This is a genomic window from Flavobacterium lipolyticum (assembly GCF_020905335.1).
Taxonomy (GTDB): domain Bacteria; phylum Bacteroidota; class Bacteroidia; order Flavobacteriales; family Flavobacteriaceae; genus Flavobacterium; species Flavobacterium lipolyticum.
The window spans coordinates 401,958-422,755 of sequence record NZ_JAJJMN010000001.1 but is presented as its reverse complement, the minus strand read 5'-3'; the positions used below and the strand labels follow the sequence as shown (position 1 = coordinate 422,755).

General features: G+C 38.4%; 12 protein-coding genes and 1 riboswitch. Of the genes, 6 read left to right on the top strand and 6 right to left on the bottom strand.

Annotation, left to right across the window (positions count from 1 at the left end; all coding sequences use genetic code 11):
- Positions 1 to 549 precede the first annotated feature (549 nt).
- The 3 genes from hepC to LNQ34_RS01775 all read right to left on the bottom strand — a co-directional run bounded on the left by hepC (position 550) and on the right by LNQ34_RS01775 (position 6,827).
- On the bottom strand, positions 550 to 2,532 hold the full coding sequence (gene hepC / locus LNQ34_RS01785; protein WP_229998479.1) for a heparin-sulfate lyase HepC: 1,983 nt from the start codon (positions 2,530 to 2,532) through the stop codon (positions 550 to 552).
- Between the two features lie 45 nt (positions 2,533 to 2,577).
- Complete coding sequence (locus LNQ34_RS01780) at positions 2,578 to 5,361, bottom strand: polysaccharide lyase family 8 super-sandwich domain-containing protein (protein ID WP_229998478.1); 2,784 nt, start codon at positions 5,359 to 5,361, stop codon at positions 2,578 to 2,580.
- Between the two features lie 263 nt (positions 5,362 to 5,624).
- Positions 5,625 to 6,827 carry a glycoside hydrolase family 88 protein gene (locus LNQ34_RS01775; RefSeq protein ID WP_229998477.1) on the bottom strand — a complete coding sequence of 401 codons (1,203 nt, stop codon included), beginning with the start codon at positions 6,825 to 6,827 and terminating at the stop codon, positions 5,625 to 5,627.
- Positions 6,828 to 7,399: 572 nt separating this feature from the next.
- Between LNQ34_RS01775 and LNQ34_RS01770 the strand changes: the two genes are divergently transcribed.
- The gene (locus LNQ34_RS01770; RefSeq protein ID WP_229998476.1) at positions 7,400 to 8,272 is read left to right on the top strand and encodes an AraC family transcriptional regulator; all 873 of its coding nucleotides are present in this window, start codon (positions 7,400 to 7,402) and stop codon (positions 8,270 to 8,272) included.
- A gap of 96 nt (positions 8,273 to 8,368) precedes the next feature.
- Positions 8,369 to 9,736: an amidohydrolase gene (locus tag LNQ34_RS01765; RefSeq protein ID WP_229998475.1), complete on the top strand. Its 1,368-nt coding sequence runs from the start codon at positions 8,369 to 8,371 to the stop codon at positions 9,734 to 9,736.
- A 221-nt stretch (positions 9,737 to 9,957) separates the two neighbouring features.
- Here LNQ34_RS01765 and LNQ34_RS01760 read toward each other — a convergent pair whose 3' ends face one another.
- Positions 9,958 to 10,941, bottom strand: a complete 984-nt coding sequence (locus tag LNQ34_RS01760) for a beta-ketoacyl-ACP synthase III (protein WP_202702420.1) — start codon at positions 10,939 to 10,941, stop codon at positions 9,958 to 9,960.
- A gap of 442 nt (positions 10,942 to 11,383) precedes the next feature.
- A riboswitch (cobalamin riboswitch) is annotated at positions 11,384 to 11,584 on the top strand.
- 115 nt (positions 11,585 to 11,699) lie between these two features.
- On the opposite strand from LNQ34_RS01760, the gene LNQ34_RS01755 reads away from it, so the two are divergent.
- The 4 genes from LNQ34_RS01755 (at position 11,700) to LNQ34_RS01740 (ending at position 19,090) form a co-directional block, all read left to right on the top strand.
- Positions 11,700 to 13,748 carry a TonB-dependent receptor gene (locus LNQ34_RS01755; protein WP_229998474.1) on the top strand — a complete coding sequence of 683 codons (2,049 nt, stop codon included), beginning with the start codon at positions 11,700 to 11,702 and terminating at the stop codon, positions 13,746 to 13,748.
- Complete coding sequence (locus LNQ34_RS01750; protein ID WP_202702422.1) at positions 13,745 to 14,890, top strand: YncE family protein; 1,146 nt, start codon at positions 13,745 to 13,747, stop codon at positions 14,888 to 14,890. The genes LNQ34_RS01755 and LNQ34_RS01750 overlap by 4 nt, the downstream gene beginning before the upstream one ends.
- A gap of 699 nt (positions 14,891 to 15,589) precedes the next feature.
- On the top strand, positions 15,590 to 16,801 hold the full coding sequence (locus tag LNQ34_RS01745) for a cell surface protein (protein WP_229998473.1): 1,212 nt from the start codon (positions 15,590 to 15,592) through the stop codon (positions 16,799 to 16,801).
- A gap of 24 nt (positions 16,802 to 16,825) precedes the next feature.
- Positions 16,826 to 19,090, top strand: a complete 2,265-nt coding sequence (locus LNQ34_RS01740; RefSeq protein ID WP_229998472.1) for a T9SS type A sorting domain-containing protein — start codon at positions 16,826 to 16,828, stop codon at positions 19,088 to 19,090.
- A gap of 345 nt (positions 19,091 to 19,435) precedes the next feature.
- Here the strand turns inward: LNQ34_RS01740 and LNQ34_RS01735 are convergent, their stop codons facing one another.
- Positions 19,436 to 19,627, bottom strand: a complete 192-nt coding sequence (locus LNQ34_RS01735; RefSeq protein ID WP_202703936.1) for a hypothetical protein — start codon at positions 19,625 to 19,627, stop codon at positions 19,436 to 19,438.
- A 21-nt stretch (positions 19,628 to 19,648) separates the two neighbouring features.
- Positions 19,649 to 20,734 carry a hypothetical protein gene (locus LNQ34_RS01730; RefSeq protein ID WP_229998471.1) on the bottom strand — a complete coding sequence of 362 codons (1,086 nt, stop codon included), beginning with the start codon at positions 20,732 to 20,734 and terminating at the stop codon, positions 19,649 to 19,651.
- Positions 20,735 to 20,798 lie beyond the last annotated feature (64 nt).

The window sequence follows — 20,798 nt, the reverse complement described above, 5'->3', positions numbered from 1 at the left end:
GAAAACGATGTAATTTTTGATGAATTTATAAAGGAAGGAAAGCGATTTGTCATTTCTTTTTCAGATAAAACTGATAAAAGTGTTGTGTTTTTTTATTTTTTTAGGATAAATGGAACAATACGTTTACAATAATACCGATAAAGAAACGCGCGGATTTTTTTTATATGGGTCATTCCTGCGGAATTCAAATGTCGGGGGCGAAATTTTTGTTAAATGGATTAAAATCCATCCCTACATAATTGACCGAGCCAAAGGCTCTTTTTAGTAGTTCCGAAGGAACGAATAATGTTGTAGCAACGGATTTTAATCCGTCGCATAAAAAATAAACACAAAGTCCCATAGGGACTTCATATTTGTAGAAAAAACGGTATCCACCACATTAGAACCCCATCGGGGTGGTACAGGATGATAAATTATATTGCGTAAAGAATATACAAAAACGGGTTATTTCCCATCTGGGATATTATTACATTATTGTCTGCAAAAAAAAGCGCCTAAAATTTAGACGCCTTTATAAAATATAATACTCTGATGAAAAAACACATTTCCTTAATCATTCAGATTTGTTTTTACCTCACTTTTTTTACCATCAATTTGTAAACTCATATCAATAATTCCCTTTTCGAAATCATTAGCCTTATTCATCTTAATGCTGATCTCTGGCGCTTTAGTTCCGTCATACGGATAAACTACCGTAATAAAACTTTGTGCTGCAGCAGTGGTTTTCGGCTTTTCAAAAACAAAAGCAGGGCGTGCAATTTCTTTGGCGTACTGATAGGAAACCTTACCGTCTTCTTCATTTAGGGTTACTCTATCGGTATTTAAAGATTGTATCAAAAGATTGTTGCCATCTTCGTAAGTGGTTGTAACACTATTGTTTGTTTTGTTGAAAACGGGTTTGCTGTCTTCTTTTAATTGAAAGTGAACTCCTAAGTTTCCGGTAGCTTTTCCAATTGCTTTATCCAAAATTAAAAAGTACTTCTGATCTATAAAAAGAATGGTACGCTGGTGGTTTAAGTCAGTATAACTTGGATTGGTATAGGTTAATTGATCTAAGTTTTTAGAGGTACTCCATTTGTTTTCTTTGGCTTTGGTAATGATCATGTTCTGATTGTCAAGTGTCAACGTGCTGTGTACTCTGGTTTGACGGTACCAATTTCTCATTTTGGTTACCTCAGCATCACCACTGTAAATGTAGCAGCCTGTATCTGGTGTAAAATTGCGTCCTTTTACCCAAAGTTCAAACGTACCGTTGTCGGGCTGTGCGTGAAATTCGGCCGGAGGCCCTGCTTTAACAATCATGACGGTTGATTTGTCGTTCCATCCGTTTCTAAAAGTATAGAAACCTCCGTCTGATAAGGCATGGGATCCATAATTGGGTAATTGTCCTTCAGCACCAGCTGTACCCAAATATTTCAGGAGTCCGTTTTCAGGAAACATTTTTGACCAGTTTAGAAATTGTTTTATTCTGCCATTTTTATCAAAAGTCCAGGAGTCGCCAAACATTGGTGTACTGTAATCGGGGAAAGAAATATTGGCTGTCGCCACCATCATTTTTTCGATTGTTTTGGAGTAGGTTTCGGGAAATTCTTTAGCTACACCCGCCATTTTAGCCGAGTTGTAGGCTTTTAAAAAGATTTCGATACAGGCAGCATGATAAATCGGTGAAAGCTCCCATTGTACGCCATCAGGGAGTACTTGTAGTTTTATTTCGCGATTGAGTATTTCGATGCCGCTTTTACGCCATTCTTCTGCTGCCTTGAGTTCCGGGAAAAAGGCTCCTGCACTCAGGATGCGCTGTGCTTCAAACAATAGATGATTGCCTTCTTTGCTGTAATTCTTAGGAATATAAGCCGTCTGTTTGGAGAAGCTGTTTAAGAATTCCATTAAAAAAGCGGGTGTAAAATTCGATGAAACTACAAACAGGTTGAAGGTTCCCGGAAGACTTTGTATACGCTCTGATACTTCTAACGGACGCCAGGCAAATTGGTCATTTTCTTTCGAACGTCCTAAAACGTTTTTTTTCTCCCAATCGCGAAACTGTGAAACCCATTCTTTGGCATATTTTTCATCGCCGCTGCTTCTGTAGGCCATTCCCATAGGCTGCCACCAGGTTACACGATGCAGCTGCCAGCGCACTTCATTGTCTTTTACCGGCCAGTAATCCCAGTTAATATCGGTTCCGTAATCAAAATAACCATAGCCTTTATGAGGCTGAAACTGATGCAACAAAGCATTATCGGCCTTTAACTGATTGGCTTTTCCAATATCTTTTCCTCTAAATCGGGTTTCATCGCCCACATTAAAATCAGGGCTTTTGATCTTTCTTCGCTCACGGTAATAATTGAGCAACGCTCTGGCGGCTTCGTCATATTTACCGGAAGTAAAAAGCTGATTTACATTCTCCAAACCCGGATAGTGAAGGTTGACAACATCAAAACTTTCTTTGGTCAGTTGTTTTTCCTGTGCATGAGTAAAATAAGCGGTGGTAAATAGCAGGAGTAAGGTTATTGTTTTTTTAAGGTTTTTCATTAGTATTTAGTTATCGTTTTTTAAATTCCAAATTCAGTTAATCGTTTATTGTTTTATTAATTTGACGGTTTTCTTTTGTTTGCCCTGACGTATTTCGGCAAAATATATTCCGGGAGTCCAGTCACTGCCCAGAACGATAGTTTGTCCATAGTTTGATTTTAGGGTGCTGACACGTTTTCCTAAAGTATCGAACACATTTACAAAAATAGTCTGCCCGGCTTCACCTGTAACATTGATTTTAAAATCGGATAGGGAAGGGTTGGGAGCAACCATAACTGCTAAATCTTTAGAAGCTTGCTCCGTCGGATCATGGATACCCAATGTGGATGATTTTACGAGTTCGGTTTGAATGGTAAGTCCGTTAATTGTAGTAAAAGTAACTTCTGTATTAGCACCATTGATAGTGGTGGTTATATTTGATGCTGGTGCGGACAATTCCCACTGACCGACAAGAGTTAGCTTTACAGGGTCTGTTTGTGCTACTCTGTTTAAAATGGAGTTTTGACTACTGATCTGGCTCCAGGTGTAGGTTTCATTCGAAGTCAAAAGTCCTAAGTTTGGATTGGTCAGGCTAACTTTCAATTTGTTCCCGTTGTCCGTCTTTTGAGTCATCACAGCGGCCGGTTTGTTTACACTTACTACTACATCATAAGTAAATATAGTATTTGGAGTAAAAATGACATACCCAAATATGGCGTCCGGGAGGTATTGCACAATGTGTGCCTGACTGTTTTGATGGTGAATTTTAAAGTAAGAAGTAAAATTAGCCGCCAGTTGTTGTGTAACGGTCTGTCCGCCCTGCAATACGACCGCATATTGAAATTTGGCTGAAACAGGGGCAGTACCATGATTGATATAGGCACTGGTAAAATTACCCGAAGTATTAGCGGTATTGCTGTTGTTGCGGGAGTTTTGCTCCAATCGGTTAATGGTTATCGCATCGGTATTACTTGAATTTCCGGGAACCACGTAGCCATTGCCTAAAGCATCTGTCGCCCAGAAGGCTCCTGTTTGGGTAAGTGTATAAGTATTGCCTGTAGTGGCCGTACCGTTCACATAAGTTGCTGTTGCTGTATTGGCTAGTGCTGTTTGAAACAGAGTAGTATGAATAGGGTAGGTTCCGTTGGTATCCCTGATATTAGAACCCAGACAAAGAATCATATTTTTGAAGAAAAAATTAGACTTCAAAGCCGTCATTCCGGTAGCCGAATTATAATCTTTATAGTCCATACCAAAAATGCCGTTATGGTCTAAAGAACCAACCGTCAGAAATGATTTTCCGTTCATCTCCCTCATAGTACCCGTTTCAACTATGTTTAACGGAAGGTAGGCCACAGTTGTTCCGGGAAGATGCGACCAATCCCAGCCATTTTCGGAATAACCGTTTGAAGCTCGGGTCACGGGAACTCCGGTGGTCAGCAATTCCATAGCGCCTGCAGAGGTATATCTGCCAAAAACATTTTCTGTGGCCGAATCCTCGAAATGCCAAATGTGTTTACTCGTTCCTTTGATGCTTGCCTGAAAGCCATTGTATTTGTGAACGCTCAATCCGGCAAAAGGAAAATTAAATTGTCCTTGGGTTATTTCGGGAAGTGGACTAATTCCTGCATTTAAAGTTTGCAGCAGGTCCATTAAACTGCCAGGCGTATGAACCAGTGTGATCGATAGGGCATTTTGTCTCAGTAAATTAGTATTAGCGGTTGCAGAAAGGTTCCAAAGGCGAACAAATTCTCTTCCTGCTTCCAGATTGGCTACAGGATCGGCTACATATAAAAATGCCAGTGCAGGTCGTAAGTCGTTAAGCGCATCAGTGTTGGTGAAGAATCTTCCGGCAAGTCCTAAAGGCATTTCAAAACCTTTACTGAATTTGCTGTAGTTTAAAATGGCATTTTTTAAGTTGCTTTGTGCTTCGGCATTTAATTCATAGGAGGTGTTTTTCAGCATCATGTTCATAATCGAAGATTGTTGCAACGCTTCTACTCCGTAGGAATTTGAATAAGCACCTCTGTGATGATAGGTAATAAAATCAGGCTTAATACAATCGTTCCAGCCGTTGCTTATTTTGAGAGCATTGTCAATAAATCGTTTCAGGAAATCCATATCGGTCACTTTTGTAGTTGAAGCATCGTCCTGAGCCAGTACATAACAAAATCGCTGCTGAATGGAAGAACGGATAATATCGGAATTAAAACCGGGATTGGTGAAATTGAAATTCGGGTAATCCGGAGAAATAAAAGCCGTTAAGCTTTTCAGTGCTCCGAGATGATGTGTAAATTCTCCGGAAGCAACCAGTTCGTCTTTCATCAAAAAAACGGAAGTTGCATACCCTGAGGAGCGCAAACATATCCCGTGACCGCTGGTAATCACTTCTTCCGTGGCAGGAATGGAGAGATAAGCAAAATTAGTAGTACTGCTGATGCCTTTAGCTTTCATATAGTTGAAAAGTGCCAAAATAGAATCTCGCAGTGCCGGACTGTGATAATCGGGATTAGGACTGGCAGCCGACCCTTTCAGCTGGTACAAAAAGACTAAGCGGATGAGTTTTTGTTCGACCAAAACCTGATACGCAGTCTGATCGGCACTGACGGTAAAATTCCATGCCGGACCAGGATTGGAAAAATCGTATGCCGAGAGGTTTTTGGCAGCTATACCATTGCTTAGAAAACGGCTGTATCTTTCGTTGACCTGTGGTTTAGAATAATCGAGATTCTCCCCTGTGAGCCAGTTTCGATATTTGACGGCAATCTCATTTACAACACTCAGCTGAGCGTACGAAAAGTTAAAAACTAAGGCTATTAGCCCGACAGATAAAAATAATTTTTTGTGCATAAGAGTGGTTATTAATAGATTAGTGGTTAGTAATTTATTGTATTCTTAGCAACTAACCCGCAAAACTTCCAACGGTTAGAATCGGAGGTTTTGCGGGCTTGTAATGAAGTTATTTGATTAGGAATTACGCTGAGAAAATACTATCGCGAGTAATTTTCGGCAAACTGTTAATTGTTCGGTCGAGTATTTTTTGTAATTCCTAAAGTAAAGAACTTCCTGTTTTATTTTTTTCGCAGACAGCGTATTGCACAAACTGTTTACTTTTAGATTTCTATTTTTTTAAGAGATGCGTATCTTTTTAAAGCTTCTAGATAATAATAATCGGCATAGTCAAGTGGTGTATCAATTTCTGAATTGTATAAAAAGGCACCCACGCTGTGTTTCAGTAAAAAATAATTGTTTTCACCCGGTTTCGCGAGATAAGCATCAGACGATAAAGATTTTAAAATGGCTTCGGCATAGCTGATGTATTTTTTTCCATCCTTAACCTGAGTACTTAAATCAAGCAATGCTGAGGCAATTACGGCTGCTGCCGAAGCATCTCTGGGAGCAAGTTCAGCAGTATCCAGAGCGTTATGTACATCAAAATCCCAAACCGGTATTTTGTCTTTTGGCATACGCGGATGATTCATTAGGAAGGCAGCAATACTTTCGGCCTGTTGTAAAAATTTAGGGTTTTTGGTATTAGCATAACACATCGTATATCCGTACAATCCCCAGGCCTGACCTCGTGCCCAGGCCGAATCGTCAGTAACCCCCTGATGCGTTCCTTTTCGTAATACTTTGCCTGTTTTCGGATCGTAATCAACCAAATGGTAGGAACTGAAATCTTTTCTAAAATGGTTTTTTATCGTGGTCAGCGCGTGCGTATTGGCGGCGGTGGCATATTCCGGTTTGCTAAAGGCGCTGGCACTCCAATACAAATATTCAAGGTTCATCATATTATCGATAATCACCGGATAATGCAACCATTCAAAATCCCAGGAGCGAATAGCTCCTACTGTTGGACTAAATCGGGCGTAAAGATTTGCTGCCCCGTCAGCCAGTGCCGGAAGATAAGTTTTGTCTCCCGTAATTCTGTAAGCATTTCCATAAGAACAGTACAGCATAAAACCTACATCATGTGTATTTTTTATATTTCGTATAGAATCTAAAGCAAGTGTAAATTTTTTAGCCTCTTCAGCCAGAATTTTATCCCCGGTGAGTTCATAGCCATACCACAGACTTCCCGGAAAAAAACCGGTAGTCCAGTCTGTCAAACCTGCTAATCTAACTGTTCCGTCAGGATTTACGGAACGCGGATTTTTCCCAGGTTTGTAAGTCTGTGCCGCTTTGTTTAGCTGGAAGCGAATGGTTTCGGTTGTTTTTTTAAACCAAACCAATGAAGGATCTTCTTGCTTGAGATTGGCAAAGGAGTTTATGGTAATAGCAGAGAGTGCTAGTAATAGACTTAATTTTTTTTTCATTGTTTACTCTTTTGGATTTATAATCTGTTTGTTCTAATGCTTTGATGAAGCGAAGTTAGATTTGAGATTCAAAATCGTCTTTCAGTTTTTATCATAAAACTTTCAAATTTGTGTAAAGAGTCTGTTTTTTACAGCATTAATGAGGGTTTTGACCTGCTCGGTTTATGCGGCGGCGTAAAAATGTGATATTGAATTTTATCAAAGCCAAAAAATAGTTTTATAGGTGTTGAAGCATTAGCCACCGATTAATGGATTAAAATGATTAGCAAAAATTTGCTAACCATAGCAATAGAGAACAGGCGGAGCAATTTGCGTGAAAAAATGATTCAACACATAGAAACATAGTTTTTTTATAGCTTAAAAAGAATGTCAAAAAGAAATACATTTCTTTCACATAGAGCTATGTCTTTTATTTAAAGTGAAACGTCTTATTTTAAGTTACATGATCTATGTTTCTATGTGTTAGAACAATTATCACAAAAAAGAAGGAGCAACAAATAATTTAGCACAACAGGTTACCTATCGATTAATTACATAATTTTGAAAATAATAAACCAACACTATCGATTCCTTTGAGCAAAAATGCCATACCCACTTTGTCTGTTTTAAATATACTTGGCGAGCAAACGTTTGGTATCACCCTGTTTCGGCATAGTGTAAAAGGGCGTAACGAATTCGAGCAGCCTCATAAACACGATTTTTACCTTGTTTTTTTCGTAGAGAACGGTTCCGGATTTCATAGTGTAGATTTTAAACAAACGAGAGTAGAAGATTATCAGATTCATTTTGTGGGAGCAGGACAGGTACACAATTGGTCACTTGATGTCAATACGAATGGTTTTCAGCTCATGATTTCTCCTGCGATCATGACCGTTTTTTCTAATTTGTCGCAGCTGCCTTTTTTCGGACAAAGTTCGCCTTTCTGTCTTTCTCTAAACAAAAGCGGTTTTCAGAAAATTAAAAGCCAGCTAGAAGAAATCGAAACGGATTTACTTAAAGATGATTTGTTGACCAAAGAAATAGTACTGCTGAGATTGCATCTGCTGTTTAAATTATTGCAAAAAGATTACGTGCTTCAATTTCCGGATCATGATGTTGCGGCCAAATCAGAAAAAATTATAAAAAAGTTCAAGACACTGATTGAAGATCATTTTACAACCCAATTCTCGGTGAATTTTTACGCCGGAGAGTTGAATGTGACTTCTAATTATCTGAATATTCTCTCCCAAAAATTCCTGAACAAATCGGCTGGCGATGTTATAAAAGAAAGAACCATTCTGGAAGCCAAACGATTGTTGATCAGTACTGATTTGTCGGTAAAAGAGATTGCTTATCAGTTAGGATTTAGCGATAATGGCTATTTTGCCAAAGTGTTTAAAAAGTATATCGGAAAAACTCCGACCGATTTTAAGGAAAATTATAATCTGTACCATTCTTATCATTAATCTTCCTGCTCCGGTTTTAAAAAAATAAGTGAATTTTGCAGTTCACCATTATTTCCTGAGCATCAGTTTTTTAGGAATATTTCACACTATTAACCAATGAGCGACAACAAAATAAACCGAAAGCAATTTTTAAGAATGGGAGCCGCAGCAACAGGGGCTGCCTTGTTTTCCGGAATAAGCAATACTGCAATGGCACATTCTCCGGAAGAGCCCGAAAAGAGTATAGCCTCTGCTAAAGAATATATTTTAACCAATGTAAGACTGGAAGACGGTTTTGAGTACAATGAAAAAAAAGAAGTAATTGCCACCAAAACCAATTTGTACAATGTGCATATAGCGGATGGGAAGATTAAAAATATTACAATCGACAAACCTGATGGGAAACTAAAAAAAGTAGATGCCAAAGGTCTTTTGATGCTTCCGGGATTGCGTGACATGCACATCCATATTGATAAAACCTTTTACGGTGGGAAATGGAATGCTGCTCCCAGAAAAGGATTTACGGTAAAAGATATGATTACGCTGGAACAGAAAATTATTCCGGATTTGCTTGTGGATTCTCAGTACAAAGCAGAGCAGGCTATTCAGTTGATGAAAAGTCAGGGCAGCTATTTTGCCCGTTGCCAATGTAATATTGATCCTGTGAGCGGATTAAAAAGTCTGGAGCATTTGTTGAAGGCTTTAGAGAATAATAAAGACAGTTTTGGATGGGAGATTGTGGCTTTTCCGCAGCACGGAATTTTATATTCGCAATCAGAACCTTTACTGAGAGAAGCCGCAAAAATGGGGGTAGATTTTATTGGCGGACTTGATCCTACAACGGTTGATGGAAATATGGAGAAATCACTTGACAGCATGTTTCAAATCGCGATAGACCATAATAAAGGCATTGACATTCATTTGCACGAATCGCCTCCTTCAGGAAAATCGGCTATAGAATACATCATTAAAAGAACCGAAGAGAATAAACAATTACAAGGAAAAACCTATATCAGCCATGGTTTTGCATTGGCCCGAATGGATCCGAAAGATTTAGAAGGAATTGCCGAAAAAATGGGAGCACTTGGAATAGGAGTTATTTCGACAGTGCCGATAGGAAAAACCATCATGCCCATTCCGACTTTAAAGAAGTACGGTGTGAAACTAATGACGGGTACTGACAGTATTGTAGACCACTGGATGCCTTTTGGAACTTGTGATATGCTGGAAAAAGCAAAATTATGCGCACAGCTTTATGGCTGGACAGACGAGTACAGTTTGAGTCGTGCTTTGCACATTGCCACCACAAACGAGGTGCTGCCGCTTAACGATGCAGGTGTACGCGTATGGCCTGCAACAGGAGATGACGCGCATTTTATTTTGGTAAAAGCAAGCTGTTCAGCCGAAGCAGTTGCCCGTTTGCCAAAAAGAGAAGGTGTGTTTTTTAAAGGTAAAATGATAGCAGGACAGATGACCGGATTGTAAAAAAAATTGAAAGCGTATTTCTTACTGTCAATAGGCTGACCAGAAGAGATACAGTTGCCTGCAAAAGAATAATGGTTTGGATTTTATGTTTAATCTGAATTGAAAGCATAAAAAAAACAATCAGTACACGTACTGATTGTTTTTTTTTGTTTGAAATCGATATTGAATTTATGATGAGTTACCTCAGCATAAGAATTTAGCGTAATTTTTTTATATACTATTTACCATTTGATGTACATACTGCCCCAGGAAAATCCTGCTCCAAAAGCCGTAATAACAAGATTATCTCCTTTTTTGAAATCGTTTTTGAAATCCCAAAGACATAACGGGATGGTTGCCGCTGTAGTGTTACCGTATCTTTGAATGTTTATTTTAAACTTCTCAATACCAATACCAATTTCTTCACTTACTGCCTGAATGATTCTTAAGTTAGCCTGATGAGGGATTACCCAGTCTACCATATCCGGAGTCAATGAAGCTTTTTCCATTAGTTCTTTCGAAGTACCGCTCATGTTTCTCACAGCGTGTTTAAAAACGGTTCTTCCTTCCTGATGTACAAAGTGCTGTTTGTTTTGAATGGTTTCTTCTGTTGTGGACAAAAGGGAACCTCCGGCACGTACAGAAAGGAATTCAGCACCTGTTCCGTCTGTTCTGAAAATATTTTGATGAATACCGCGTCCGTCTGTAGTAGGTTGTAAAAGTACAGCACCTGCACCATCACCAAATAAAATGCAGCTGTTTCGGTCTTCATAGTTCACGATCGAACTCATTTTATCGGCACCAACTACGACAACATTTTTGTATCTGCCGCTTTCAATAAAGCTTGCGCCTACCGAAAGTGCATATAAAAAACCACTGCAGGCAGCGTTAAGGTCAAATCCCCAGGCGCTTTTCAGTCCTGCTTTTTCGCATACCAAACTGGCAGCGGGAGTAAGAATATGATCGGGTGTTGATGTGGCGAGTATAAGGCAATCAATATCCAGAGGATTTATATCATAATTTTTTATTAAATCTTTAATGGCGAAAGAAGCCATATCTGAGGTTGCCAGTGCCGGGTCATCCAATATTCTTCTTTCTTTTATGCCTGTTCGAGAGGTAATCCACTCATCTGTTGTATCTATTCTTTTTTCTAAATCAGTATTGCTTAAAACCGTTTCCGGTACATATCCTCCAATAGCAATAATGGAAGCCTTTGTTGTATTCATTGAATTTTTTGTTTCTCTTTTAGTGTTCTTTTAATTTTGACTTTCGGCCCAAAACCTTTCTCCAGTCCATTTTACAAGAGTTTTTCGAAGAATATGTAGTACGAGGGGCATCTTCATTTACAGGGGCGCAATTTAACAAATATAAAGACGCAAAAATCTCGGGATTTGTTAATTTACTTTTAATATTTCTGTTTCACTTCATTATTAATAAAATCAAATCCTGTTTTGAATGATTTTGTTTCAGTTCTTCAATGTTTATAAAAAAGCAATCCAACTGAACTTATTATTAGTCGCAATAATGCTTTTTTGTTACAGTTCAGTTTAAAAAAGTAAAGAATATTTAAGATAGCATTCTTTTAATAAATGAATAAGATTTGGTCTCATTCATTGTCAAAAGTGTAATATGAACTAATTAACTCTTGTTTTTATAAAGATAATTCTATCTTTACGGCCAGATTAAGGTCTGTTTTTTCTTTAGAGAAAACAGTTAAAAGGGAATCAGGTGTAAATCCTGAACAGACCCGCTACTGTAAGTTCTGTAAAAGTCTTTAACGTTACTCATGCCATTGTCCCGCTTTGCGGGATGAGAAGGCTGTTTAAAGATGGAACAAGTCAGGAGACCTGCCGGAATCACATAGTTTAAGACTTTCGTGGAATAAAGTTGAACAACAATAAACGGACCCGTTATTTTGTAATGGGATCCTGCCTTATTGCTTTTTTGACGATCACATCCCGAAGTTTATTTAATTAAATCAGTGATGTGTAAAACCAGAAAATTACTTTTATTTCTTTTCGTATTGTTAGCTCCCGTCGTACTTCGCTCACAGACTACTAAGGACAGTCTGAGGGTTTTGAAAGAAGTACTGTTAAAAGCAAAACCTTATCAGGAAGTGATTCCCGTACAAAGCCTCTCAGGAGTACTGCTTGAAAACTTAGCCAGCCACAATGTTGCCGATGCACTTCGTTATTTTGCCGGAGTACAAATCAAGGACTATGGTGGTCTGGGCGGACTTAAAACGGTGGATGTACGCAACATGGGAACGAATCACGTGGGTGTTTTTTATGACGGAATTCAGTTGGGAAATGCACAAAATGGAGTTACGGATTTAGGAAAATACTCTCTCGATGATATGGAATCTCTCACCATGTATAATGGTCAGAAGAGCGAAATATTTCAGTCGGCTAAAGACTTTGCAGCAGCTTCTACTATTTATTTGCGCACCAAACGGCCTGTTTTTGAGAATAACAAAAAGACCAATTTCTTACTTCGGTATAAAACCATGTCCATCAATTACAATGATCTTTCTTTCAGATTGGAGCATAAATTAAGTGATAAAGTAAGCTGGAGTGCCAGTTCTGAATACATAAAATCTAACGGAGAATACAAATTCAGATACAAAAGAAACAATCTCGACGGTACTGTGGCCTACGATACCTCAGCCACGAGACACAATAGTGATATAGAAGCATTTCGTTTCGAGTCTGGTCTGTACGGGAAAATAAAAAATGGTACCTGGGATGCCAAAGTGTATTATTACGGTTCCGAAAGAGGAGCACCTGGAGCTATTGTAGAAAATAAATTTTCGGATGGTTTTAGACAGTACGACAAGAATTTTTTTGCGCAGGGGACCTTTATAAAAGACCTTAGCGAAAGATATAAATTTCAGGCTAAGGCAAAATATGCTTATGATTATACTCATTATGTAGCCAGAGACACCACCAGTGTACTGGGTGAAGTGGTTACCGAAGGCGCTCAATCTGATGATAGTTATTACCAGCAGGAATATTATTTTTCAGCAGTCAATCTGTACAAGATTTTACCCACCTGGGACGTTTCGTTGTCAACTGATTTTCAGTACAACCGCCTTAATGCAACCAGAAAAGGCATAAAGACCCTGTTCTCTTATCCGGAGCGCTACACCGCTTTGTTTGCGCTGGCAAGTTCCTACAGACGGGATGGTTTTAAAGTTCTGGGCAGTGTTGTGGGAACGCACGTGCAGGAAGAAGTGCGTTATAATGCCAAAGCTCCCGATAAAACAGAATTCACTCCCGCCCTATTTTTGGGTTACACTCCTTTTAAAGCGTACGATTTTAATGTAAGAGCTTTTGCGAAACGTATGTTCCGAATGCCCACTTTTAATGATTTGTATTATACGATGGTCGGTTCCAGTACCTTAAGGCCCGAATACATGAATCAATATGACATTGGATTTACCTACAACATACCAATGGAGAAAGGTTTCCTGGATCAGTTTTCTCTTCAGGTCGATGGATATTATACCAATACAAAAGATAAAATAATTGCCGCTCCAACTGGAAATTTATTCCGTTGGATGATGACCAATATCGGGCAGGTGAAGGGAAAAGGAATAGAGTCGGCTGTGGATATGAAAATGCATTTCGGCAAAGTAAATCTGACTACTCATTTAACCTATACGTATTCAGAGAGCAGAGATTACACCAAGTTTGCCGGTTTGGAATTATCCTCTTACGGAGATCAGATTCCTTATACTCCCTGGCACAGCGGATCAGGAATTCTAAATGCAGATTATAAGTCATGGAATTTTAACTACAGCTTTATATACGTTGGAAAACGATACAATGGAAATGTAAACAATATTAAAATTAATGAAGTGCAGCCTTGGTACACCCATGATTTGGCGGTTCAAAAAATGTTCTCCTTTCATCAGTATAAAATAAAAGGAACGATCGAATTGAACAATGCCCTTAATCAGCAGTACGAGGTAATTTATAATTATCCGATGCCGGGCCGTACTTTAAAATTTATAATCAGTATGGCACTATGAAAAAGAGAAGTACCCGATTCCTGCTTAGTTTATTTGTTGCTCTTCTTTTGGTTTCCTGTAGAGAAGAAGAAACTATTTTTCCCTCTTCAGATAAAAGTGTTGCCGCACCAAGAAGCGATGGCAACATAGAAGGATTTTACCTTTTGAACGAAGGTAATATGGGAATGAACCGCGCTAGTATTGACGTGTTCAATTACAGAACAGGGAATTATACCACCGATATTTACTCCGAACGCAATCCAACAGTAGTAAAAGAACTGGGCGATGTGGGTAATGATATAAAAATTTACGGGAGTAAAGTGTATGCGGTAATCAACTGCTCCAATAAAGTTGAGGTAATCGACAAATGGTCCGCAAAACGAATCAAAAAAATAGACATTCCGAATTGCCGATATGTCGCTTTCTACAAAAATAAAGCTTACGTAAGTTCGTATTCAGGCCCTGTTGCTATTGATCCGAATGCCGAAATTGGATTTGTAGCTGAGATTGATACGACATCCTTAGAAATCAAACGCAAAGTGACCGTTGGTTATCAGCCGGAACAAATGGTGGTGCATAACGGAAAATTGTATGTGGCTAATTCAGGAGGTTACAAAGTACCTAATTATGACCGTACCGTATCCGTTATCGATCTTGAAACCTTTACCGAAATAAAAAAAATTGATGTGGGGATTAATCTTCATAGCATGCAGGTAGACAGCAGAGGTGATATTTATGTGAGTTCCAGAGGCGATTATTACAACACACCGTCTAATCTTTTTGTGATTGATACGAAGACGGATGAAAAGAAAATGAAGCTTGATATTCCCGTTTCGGCAACCTGTCTGGTCGATGATTTGCTCTACTATTACAGTGTTTCATGGAGCTATCTGACCAACAGTAATAAGGTTACGTACGGAATATTAGATACAAAGACCAAAAAAGTGATTAACGATAAAATCATTACAGACGGCACTGATAAGCATATCATGATTCCTTACGGTTTACAGGTAAATCCCGAAACGAAAGAAATATACATTACCGATGCCCAAAATTATGTAGTAACAGGCTACATCTACTGTTTTACTCCCGAAGGAAAATTAAAATGGAAAACTACAGCCGGTAATATTCCGGCACATATTGCTTTTATAACTAAAAAGTGAAATGTAAAGGGTGAAGAGTGAAGGGTGAAGAGTGAAGAGTGAAGAGTGAAGATTGAAGAGTGAAGGGTGAAGGGTGAAGGGTGAAGAGTGAAGAGTGAAGAGTGAAGAGTGAAGAGTGAAGAGTGAAGAGTGAAGAGTGAAGAGTGAAAAGTGAAGAGTGAAAAGTGAAAAGTGAAGAGTGAAGGGTGAAGGATGAAGAGTGAAATGTGAAGGGTGAAGAGTGAAGAGTGAAGAGTGAAGAGTGAAGAGTGAAGAGTGAAGAGTGAAGAGTGAAGGGTGAAGGGTGAAGAGTGAAGAGTGAAGAGTGAAGAGTGAAGAGTGAAGAGTGAAGAGTGAAGGGTGAAGGGTGAAGGGTGAAGGGTGAAGGGTGAAGAGTGAAAAGTGAAGAGTGAAGGGTGAAGAGTGAAGGGTGAAGAGTGAAGAGTGAAGAGTGAAGGGTGAATAGTGAAGAGTGAAGAGTGAAGAGTGAAGAGTGAAGAGTGAAGAGTGAAGAGTGAAAAGTGAAGAGTGAAGGGTGAAGAGTGAAGGGTGAAGAGTGAAGAGTGAAGAGTGAATAGTGAAGAGTGAAGGGTGAAGAGTGAAGGGTGAAGAGTTAAGGGTGAAGAGTTAAGGGTGAAGAATTATATGTTACGCCCACTGGAAATTTATTTTGTTGTACCTCAACAATCATGTGTCATTAAAGAATAAAAATAGAAAAATATGAAAAGAGTCCCTTTTGCACTTTTAAAGAGTACGCTAGTATTAACCCTCTTACTGGGATTTATTTCCTGTGGAACCGATCGGGAAGATGATTCTGGAAATCAAAATCAGGGAGACGTATTAAAAGAATCCTATACCATTGACCGTTTTAAAGTGCTCAATATTGATTTAAAATTAAATAGTAATTCAAAATTAACCTGGAGTATTAAAGATTCAGTGATCTCAGAAAGCCTTCAACTGGATTTTATCAGTCCATATGCAAAGAATTACCCCTTAACGTTAAAAGTGGAGACCAATGGTGTTGTAAAAACATTCCAATCGATTATTAACGTAACAAAAGAGACTGGGAATTATAGTAAGTACATCTCTAATGTACTGGAATTTCGTCCCGGAGTTGGTCAGTTTACCAATGAACTTCCATTATACGCGCCGGGAAATACCGAAAGTAATTTGATCAATGCCGCAAAAAAATCACTTGTTGGTTCTAATGCCAGCATGATATCCTTAGGCGGATTTGGAGGATATGTTGTATTTGGTTTTGATCATACGATTCCAAATGGGAATGGCCGTGATTTTAAAATTTTAGGAAATGCATTTTGGGCTAATGACACAAAGGAAACTCGTTCAGGTTCTTGTGAACCCGGAATTATTCTGGTGGCTTATGATAAAAATAAAAACGGGAAACCCGACGAGGACGAATGGTACGAAATAGCCGGAAGTGAATATTTTAAAAGTACCACCGTGAAGAACTATAGTGTGACTTATTTCAAACCGGATCCTAACAAACCGGCTGTTGCAGGTCAGGATTTTTGGCAGACCGATGTGCAGTACATTAAATGGGAAGACAATCTGGGGAATTCAGGATATAAAACCAAAAATGGATTTCATGAACAAAGCTACTATCCGCTATGGATTCCGGAGGCTTCTTATACCTTGAAAGGAACGAGAATTAAAGATAATTTTTATGATCAAAGTGGTACCGGAAACTATTGGGTAGGTACAGGATTTGATTTTGGTTATGCAGATAATGCACCCAATAGCGACGAAGGTTCTAATATTGATATTTCCTGGGCAGTAGACAAAAACGGAAAATACGTAAAACTTCCCGGAATAGATTTCGTCAAAATACATACCGCAATCCATCAGGAAGCAGGTTGGCTGGGAGAAGTTTCTACAGATGTTGCCGGAGCTTATGACCTGTATCTTAAATAATAAAAAATTAAAATTAAATTGAATATGAAGAAAAATTACTTGTTAGTATTGATGTTCCTTTCTGTCTTTTTTATGCGAGGTCAGGTGGTATCGGAGGGCACAATTCCAAATAATAATAAACAAACAGCAGCGAAAAATAAAATTGCCCAAAACACGACTGCGGCGACAACCTTTGATGATATTAAGTACTGGATAGGTACAGGCTCTAATCGGGCGGCTTTTGCGGTGCAGTGGAATGATGGTAAAAATACCGATGCTTTAGTCTGGGGATTCAGATGGGAGGGTACTGCCACAGGCGAAGACATGTTAAAAGCCATACTAAAAGCAGATCGTCGTTTTTTCGCTCTGTTGTATAAGGGAGCTCAAACAGGATCTTTGACAGGAGGATTGGGTTTTGATCTGAATGGAATTAAAACGATCGGACTTTATAAAGGCACAGATTATACTTATCCTCTTTATCCAACAAATGGCTTTGTGAATACAACGGCTTACGATTTTGACAATTATAAAGCAATAGATACAAACGATCACTGGCAATCCGGATGGACAAATGGAGAATGGACGTATTGGGGGAAAAATCCTGCCGATGCTGATTTTACTGCCGTAAGTACAGGGGCATCTGGTCGTATTCTGCAAAATGATTCCTGGGATGTTTGGAATTATGCACCGTCTAAAAATGTGCTTCCTATTGCCGGAACTTTTACTCCGGTTGCACCTTATGTGGAAGCAACAGATTTTACGAATGGATTTTTTATGGTAAACGAAGACTGGTTCGGACATACCAATGGTTCTGTGAATTTTATTAATAAAGACGGAAGTACTAATTACCGAATTTATAGTATAGCGAATAACAATGAAACCTTTGGCGTGACCACCTGTTACGGAACAATTTACGGAGATAATTTTTATTTTATTTCCAAACAGGCAGCAAGCGGAGGAGATCAAAATTTTAGTCCGGGCGGAAGATTGGTTGTTGCTAATGCAAAAACTATGAAAAAAATTGCAGGATTTGCAAACATTGGAGCAGATGGACGTTCGTTTGTTGGAGTTAATGAAAACACTGGATATATAGGTACTTCAAAAGGTATTTATCTTTTTGATATTGCCAATCTGAAGGTGGGAAGTTTATTAGCAGGTACAGGTACTGCAGGACAGGTTGGTAATATGATTCGTACGTCTCAGTATGTATTTGCAGTAACACAAAGTGGAGGAATGCTGATAATCGATCCTGCTACTCATACTTTGATTAAGACTATTACCGGTAAATTCCACTCTGTAGTTCAGGCCAAAGACGGAAGTGTATGGGGAATTCAGGATCAAAAGTTAATCAATATTAATGCAACAACTTTTACGGTAACCGAATATGCGATTCCAACAACCAAATACCTGGGTTCCTGGGGAGCCTGGAATGCGGGGAGTTTTACGTATAGTACTCAGGAGAATGCTTTGTTTTGGATAAACGCCATCAGTTCTTTTACTTCAGGAACAAAAATTGTAAAATTTGATATTACTTCAAAAACCTTTAATGAGAATTTTGCAACCATTCCGGGACAAACAGATGCTTTTAAACAAATTCCTTACGGTGCAGCCCTGCGTATTGATCCGGTTTCAGATGAGTTGATTCTCAATACTACAGAAAACGGATTTGGAGCACATTATCAGAAAAACTGGGTTCATACTTTTGATCGTACAGGAAGTTTAACCCAAACAAAAATTTTGGATGACTATTATTGGTTTCCCGGAACGACCGTTTTTCCGGATAATGCAGCACCTGTAGTGAGCAATACTCTGCCTTCGGAGGTTTCGGTAAAAGAAGCAACTGTAATCGATTTAAAAAATATTGTTTCCGATACTGATAATTTGTCGGCAGCGATCGTAAAATCTGTAAAGTCAGTTAGTGATACAGAGGTGGTTTCGGCTGTAATAAATGTGAATGACGAATTGGTTCTGACTCCAAAAACTCAGGGTACTGCAACAGTGGTGATTCGTTTTAATTCCAATGGCAAACTAGTTGAAAAATCAATCATCGTAAACACAACTACTAATTTAGGTACCGGTGAGTTTACGAAATTAGAACTAGCAGTTTATCCTAATCCGGTTTCAGATGTATTGAACATTAGAACAGAAGACGAGGTGTTAAAAGTAACGGTCTATGATATTTCGGGTAAATCAATTAACGCTCAGATCAGTAACAATAAGATTAACGTTAGTGATTTTTCAAAAGGAATGTACATCATCAATATAGTGACTGATAAAGCAAACTATGTACAGAAATTTATTAAGAAGTAGGTTGTAAAATGTGAAATGTATAGATATAGCCCCTCTTACGGTTTTGTAAGAGGGGTTTTTGATTTTTAATTGTTATTTCGGTAGTAGTAGAATAATTACTGATTTTATAAAAATATCTCAACAATTGTTTTCTTAATGCTTGTAGGAAAGTATATTAGAATCAGAAATGAATTGTTATAGGGTAAAGGAGATTTTAGTATTTAACTTTATCATTTCTTTCAGCGCAGTATGTTGCCGGGAATATAAGGTAAGAGATGTAGTTACAAATTTAGGCAAAGGTTCTTTCTTTAAGATAGAAATAATTGCTTTAGGTCAATTTTTAATGTTTTCCGTAGAAATTTCTTTTTACTTTTCTTCTTTTGAAAGTAGAGAGCTGATTCCTGGTAATACTGCCGTCAGAATCAAACCAATGAGTTTAATTCTATTGATAACTATTTCCGACAATCCTGCATCCTGTAACAGATCGAATTTTGTGTCGATGAAACCTGTTAAAACAATTAAAAGACTCACGGTTACTGCGATTTTTGATTTATTCATGTTTTAAAGTTTAAGGTTATTTTATTGGGGATTGTAAACAATTGATACAGAGATTTCCAACCAGCCCGTCTGAGTTTTCTCATAAATAAGCGCACCTGTCGAAATGGATGGGCAATGTACCCTATAGCCATTTATTGCATTTGGATATGTGGTATTTAATTCAGTAAGTGTTAAACTTGACACGGTTGGATTATCTGTCGCTAAATCGCTTGTTGTTGCCAATAAATGTTCTCCTGACTTAAATGGAATTTTTACTAAGGACTTACCTGATGAAGTCATAGGCTCAAAAACTAATATGTTTTCAGCGGCTTGGCCTCCTCCAGGAAAGTATTGTATATACCTTAAAGCCATTTTGTGATTTTCGCCTACACCGCTATGGTCTGGGTTCATAAGTATTTCTCCAAAGCCATTTGCTGTAGAGGCAAAGGCCTGAAATAACCCTCCTCCTCCTAATTCAAGCATAGAACTTTTAAACTGTTCATTAGTCACATTAAAACCAACATGTCGGTTTCCCCCTTTATCGATGTTTAATATTTGAGCATAGTTACCATTATCTAAGGTCGCAACTGCATTATTGTCAACTAATTTTTGGAAATTGATGCTATCGACATAGGCTTTATCGACAATACTTCTCGCTGTCCAATGTGTTGACATGTCTGAACCATAGGTCAGACCATTGTTTTGTAATTCTATGGAATAGGTTGCACCAGTAGCCGGCGAGCTGTGCTGTAAAATAAAGTTTTCGGGTGTCATTGAAATGGAATTTGCTGTTACACCATTCAATGCAGTAACCCCAAAATCAATAGAGGGAGCCTCGTTGGAAAGATTTGGAATAAACCAGCTATAATTGTTTGGACTTAATGCTACATTACCCGTATTAAGCACTGACTTCAAATCCTGAAGGGCACTAGTCCCGCCAAATTCACTTCGGGGAACAAATTTGATAATTTTATCAGAACCCCGAACTAATACAGAATCTGTTTTTGTACCAGGATTAACAGTTCCCAATCGTAAAGGTTTTTGAATAGTGTATTCTTGTGGTATTTGAACTTGCGCGAATGCTGTAAATGACACAGCAAGGAGTAAAAATAAAAATATTCTTTTCATAATTTAAATGTTGTGATTAGTAATGTTTATGGCTCTTTTTTCAAGAACTATGAGGATTTTCTTT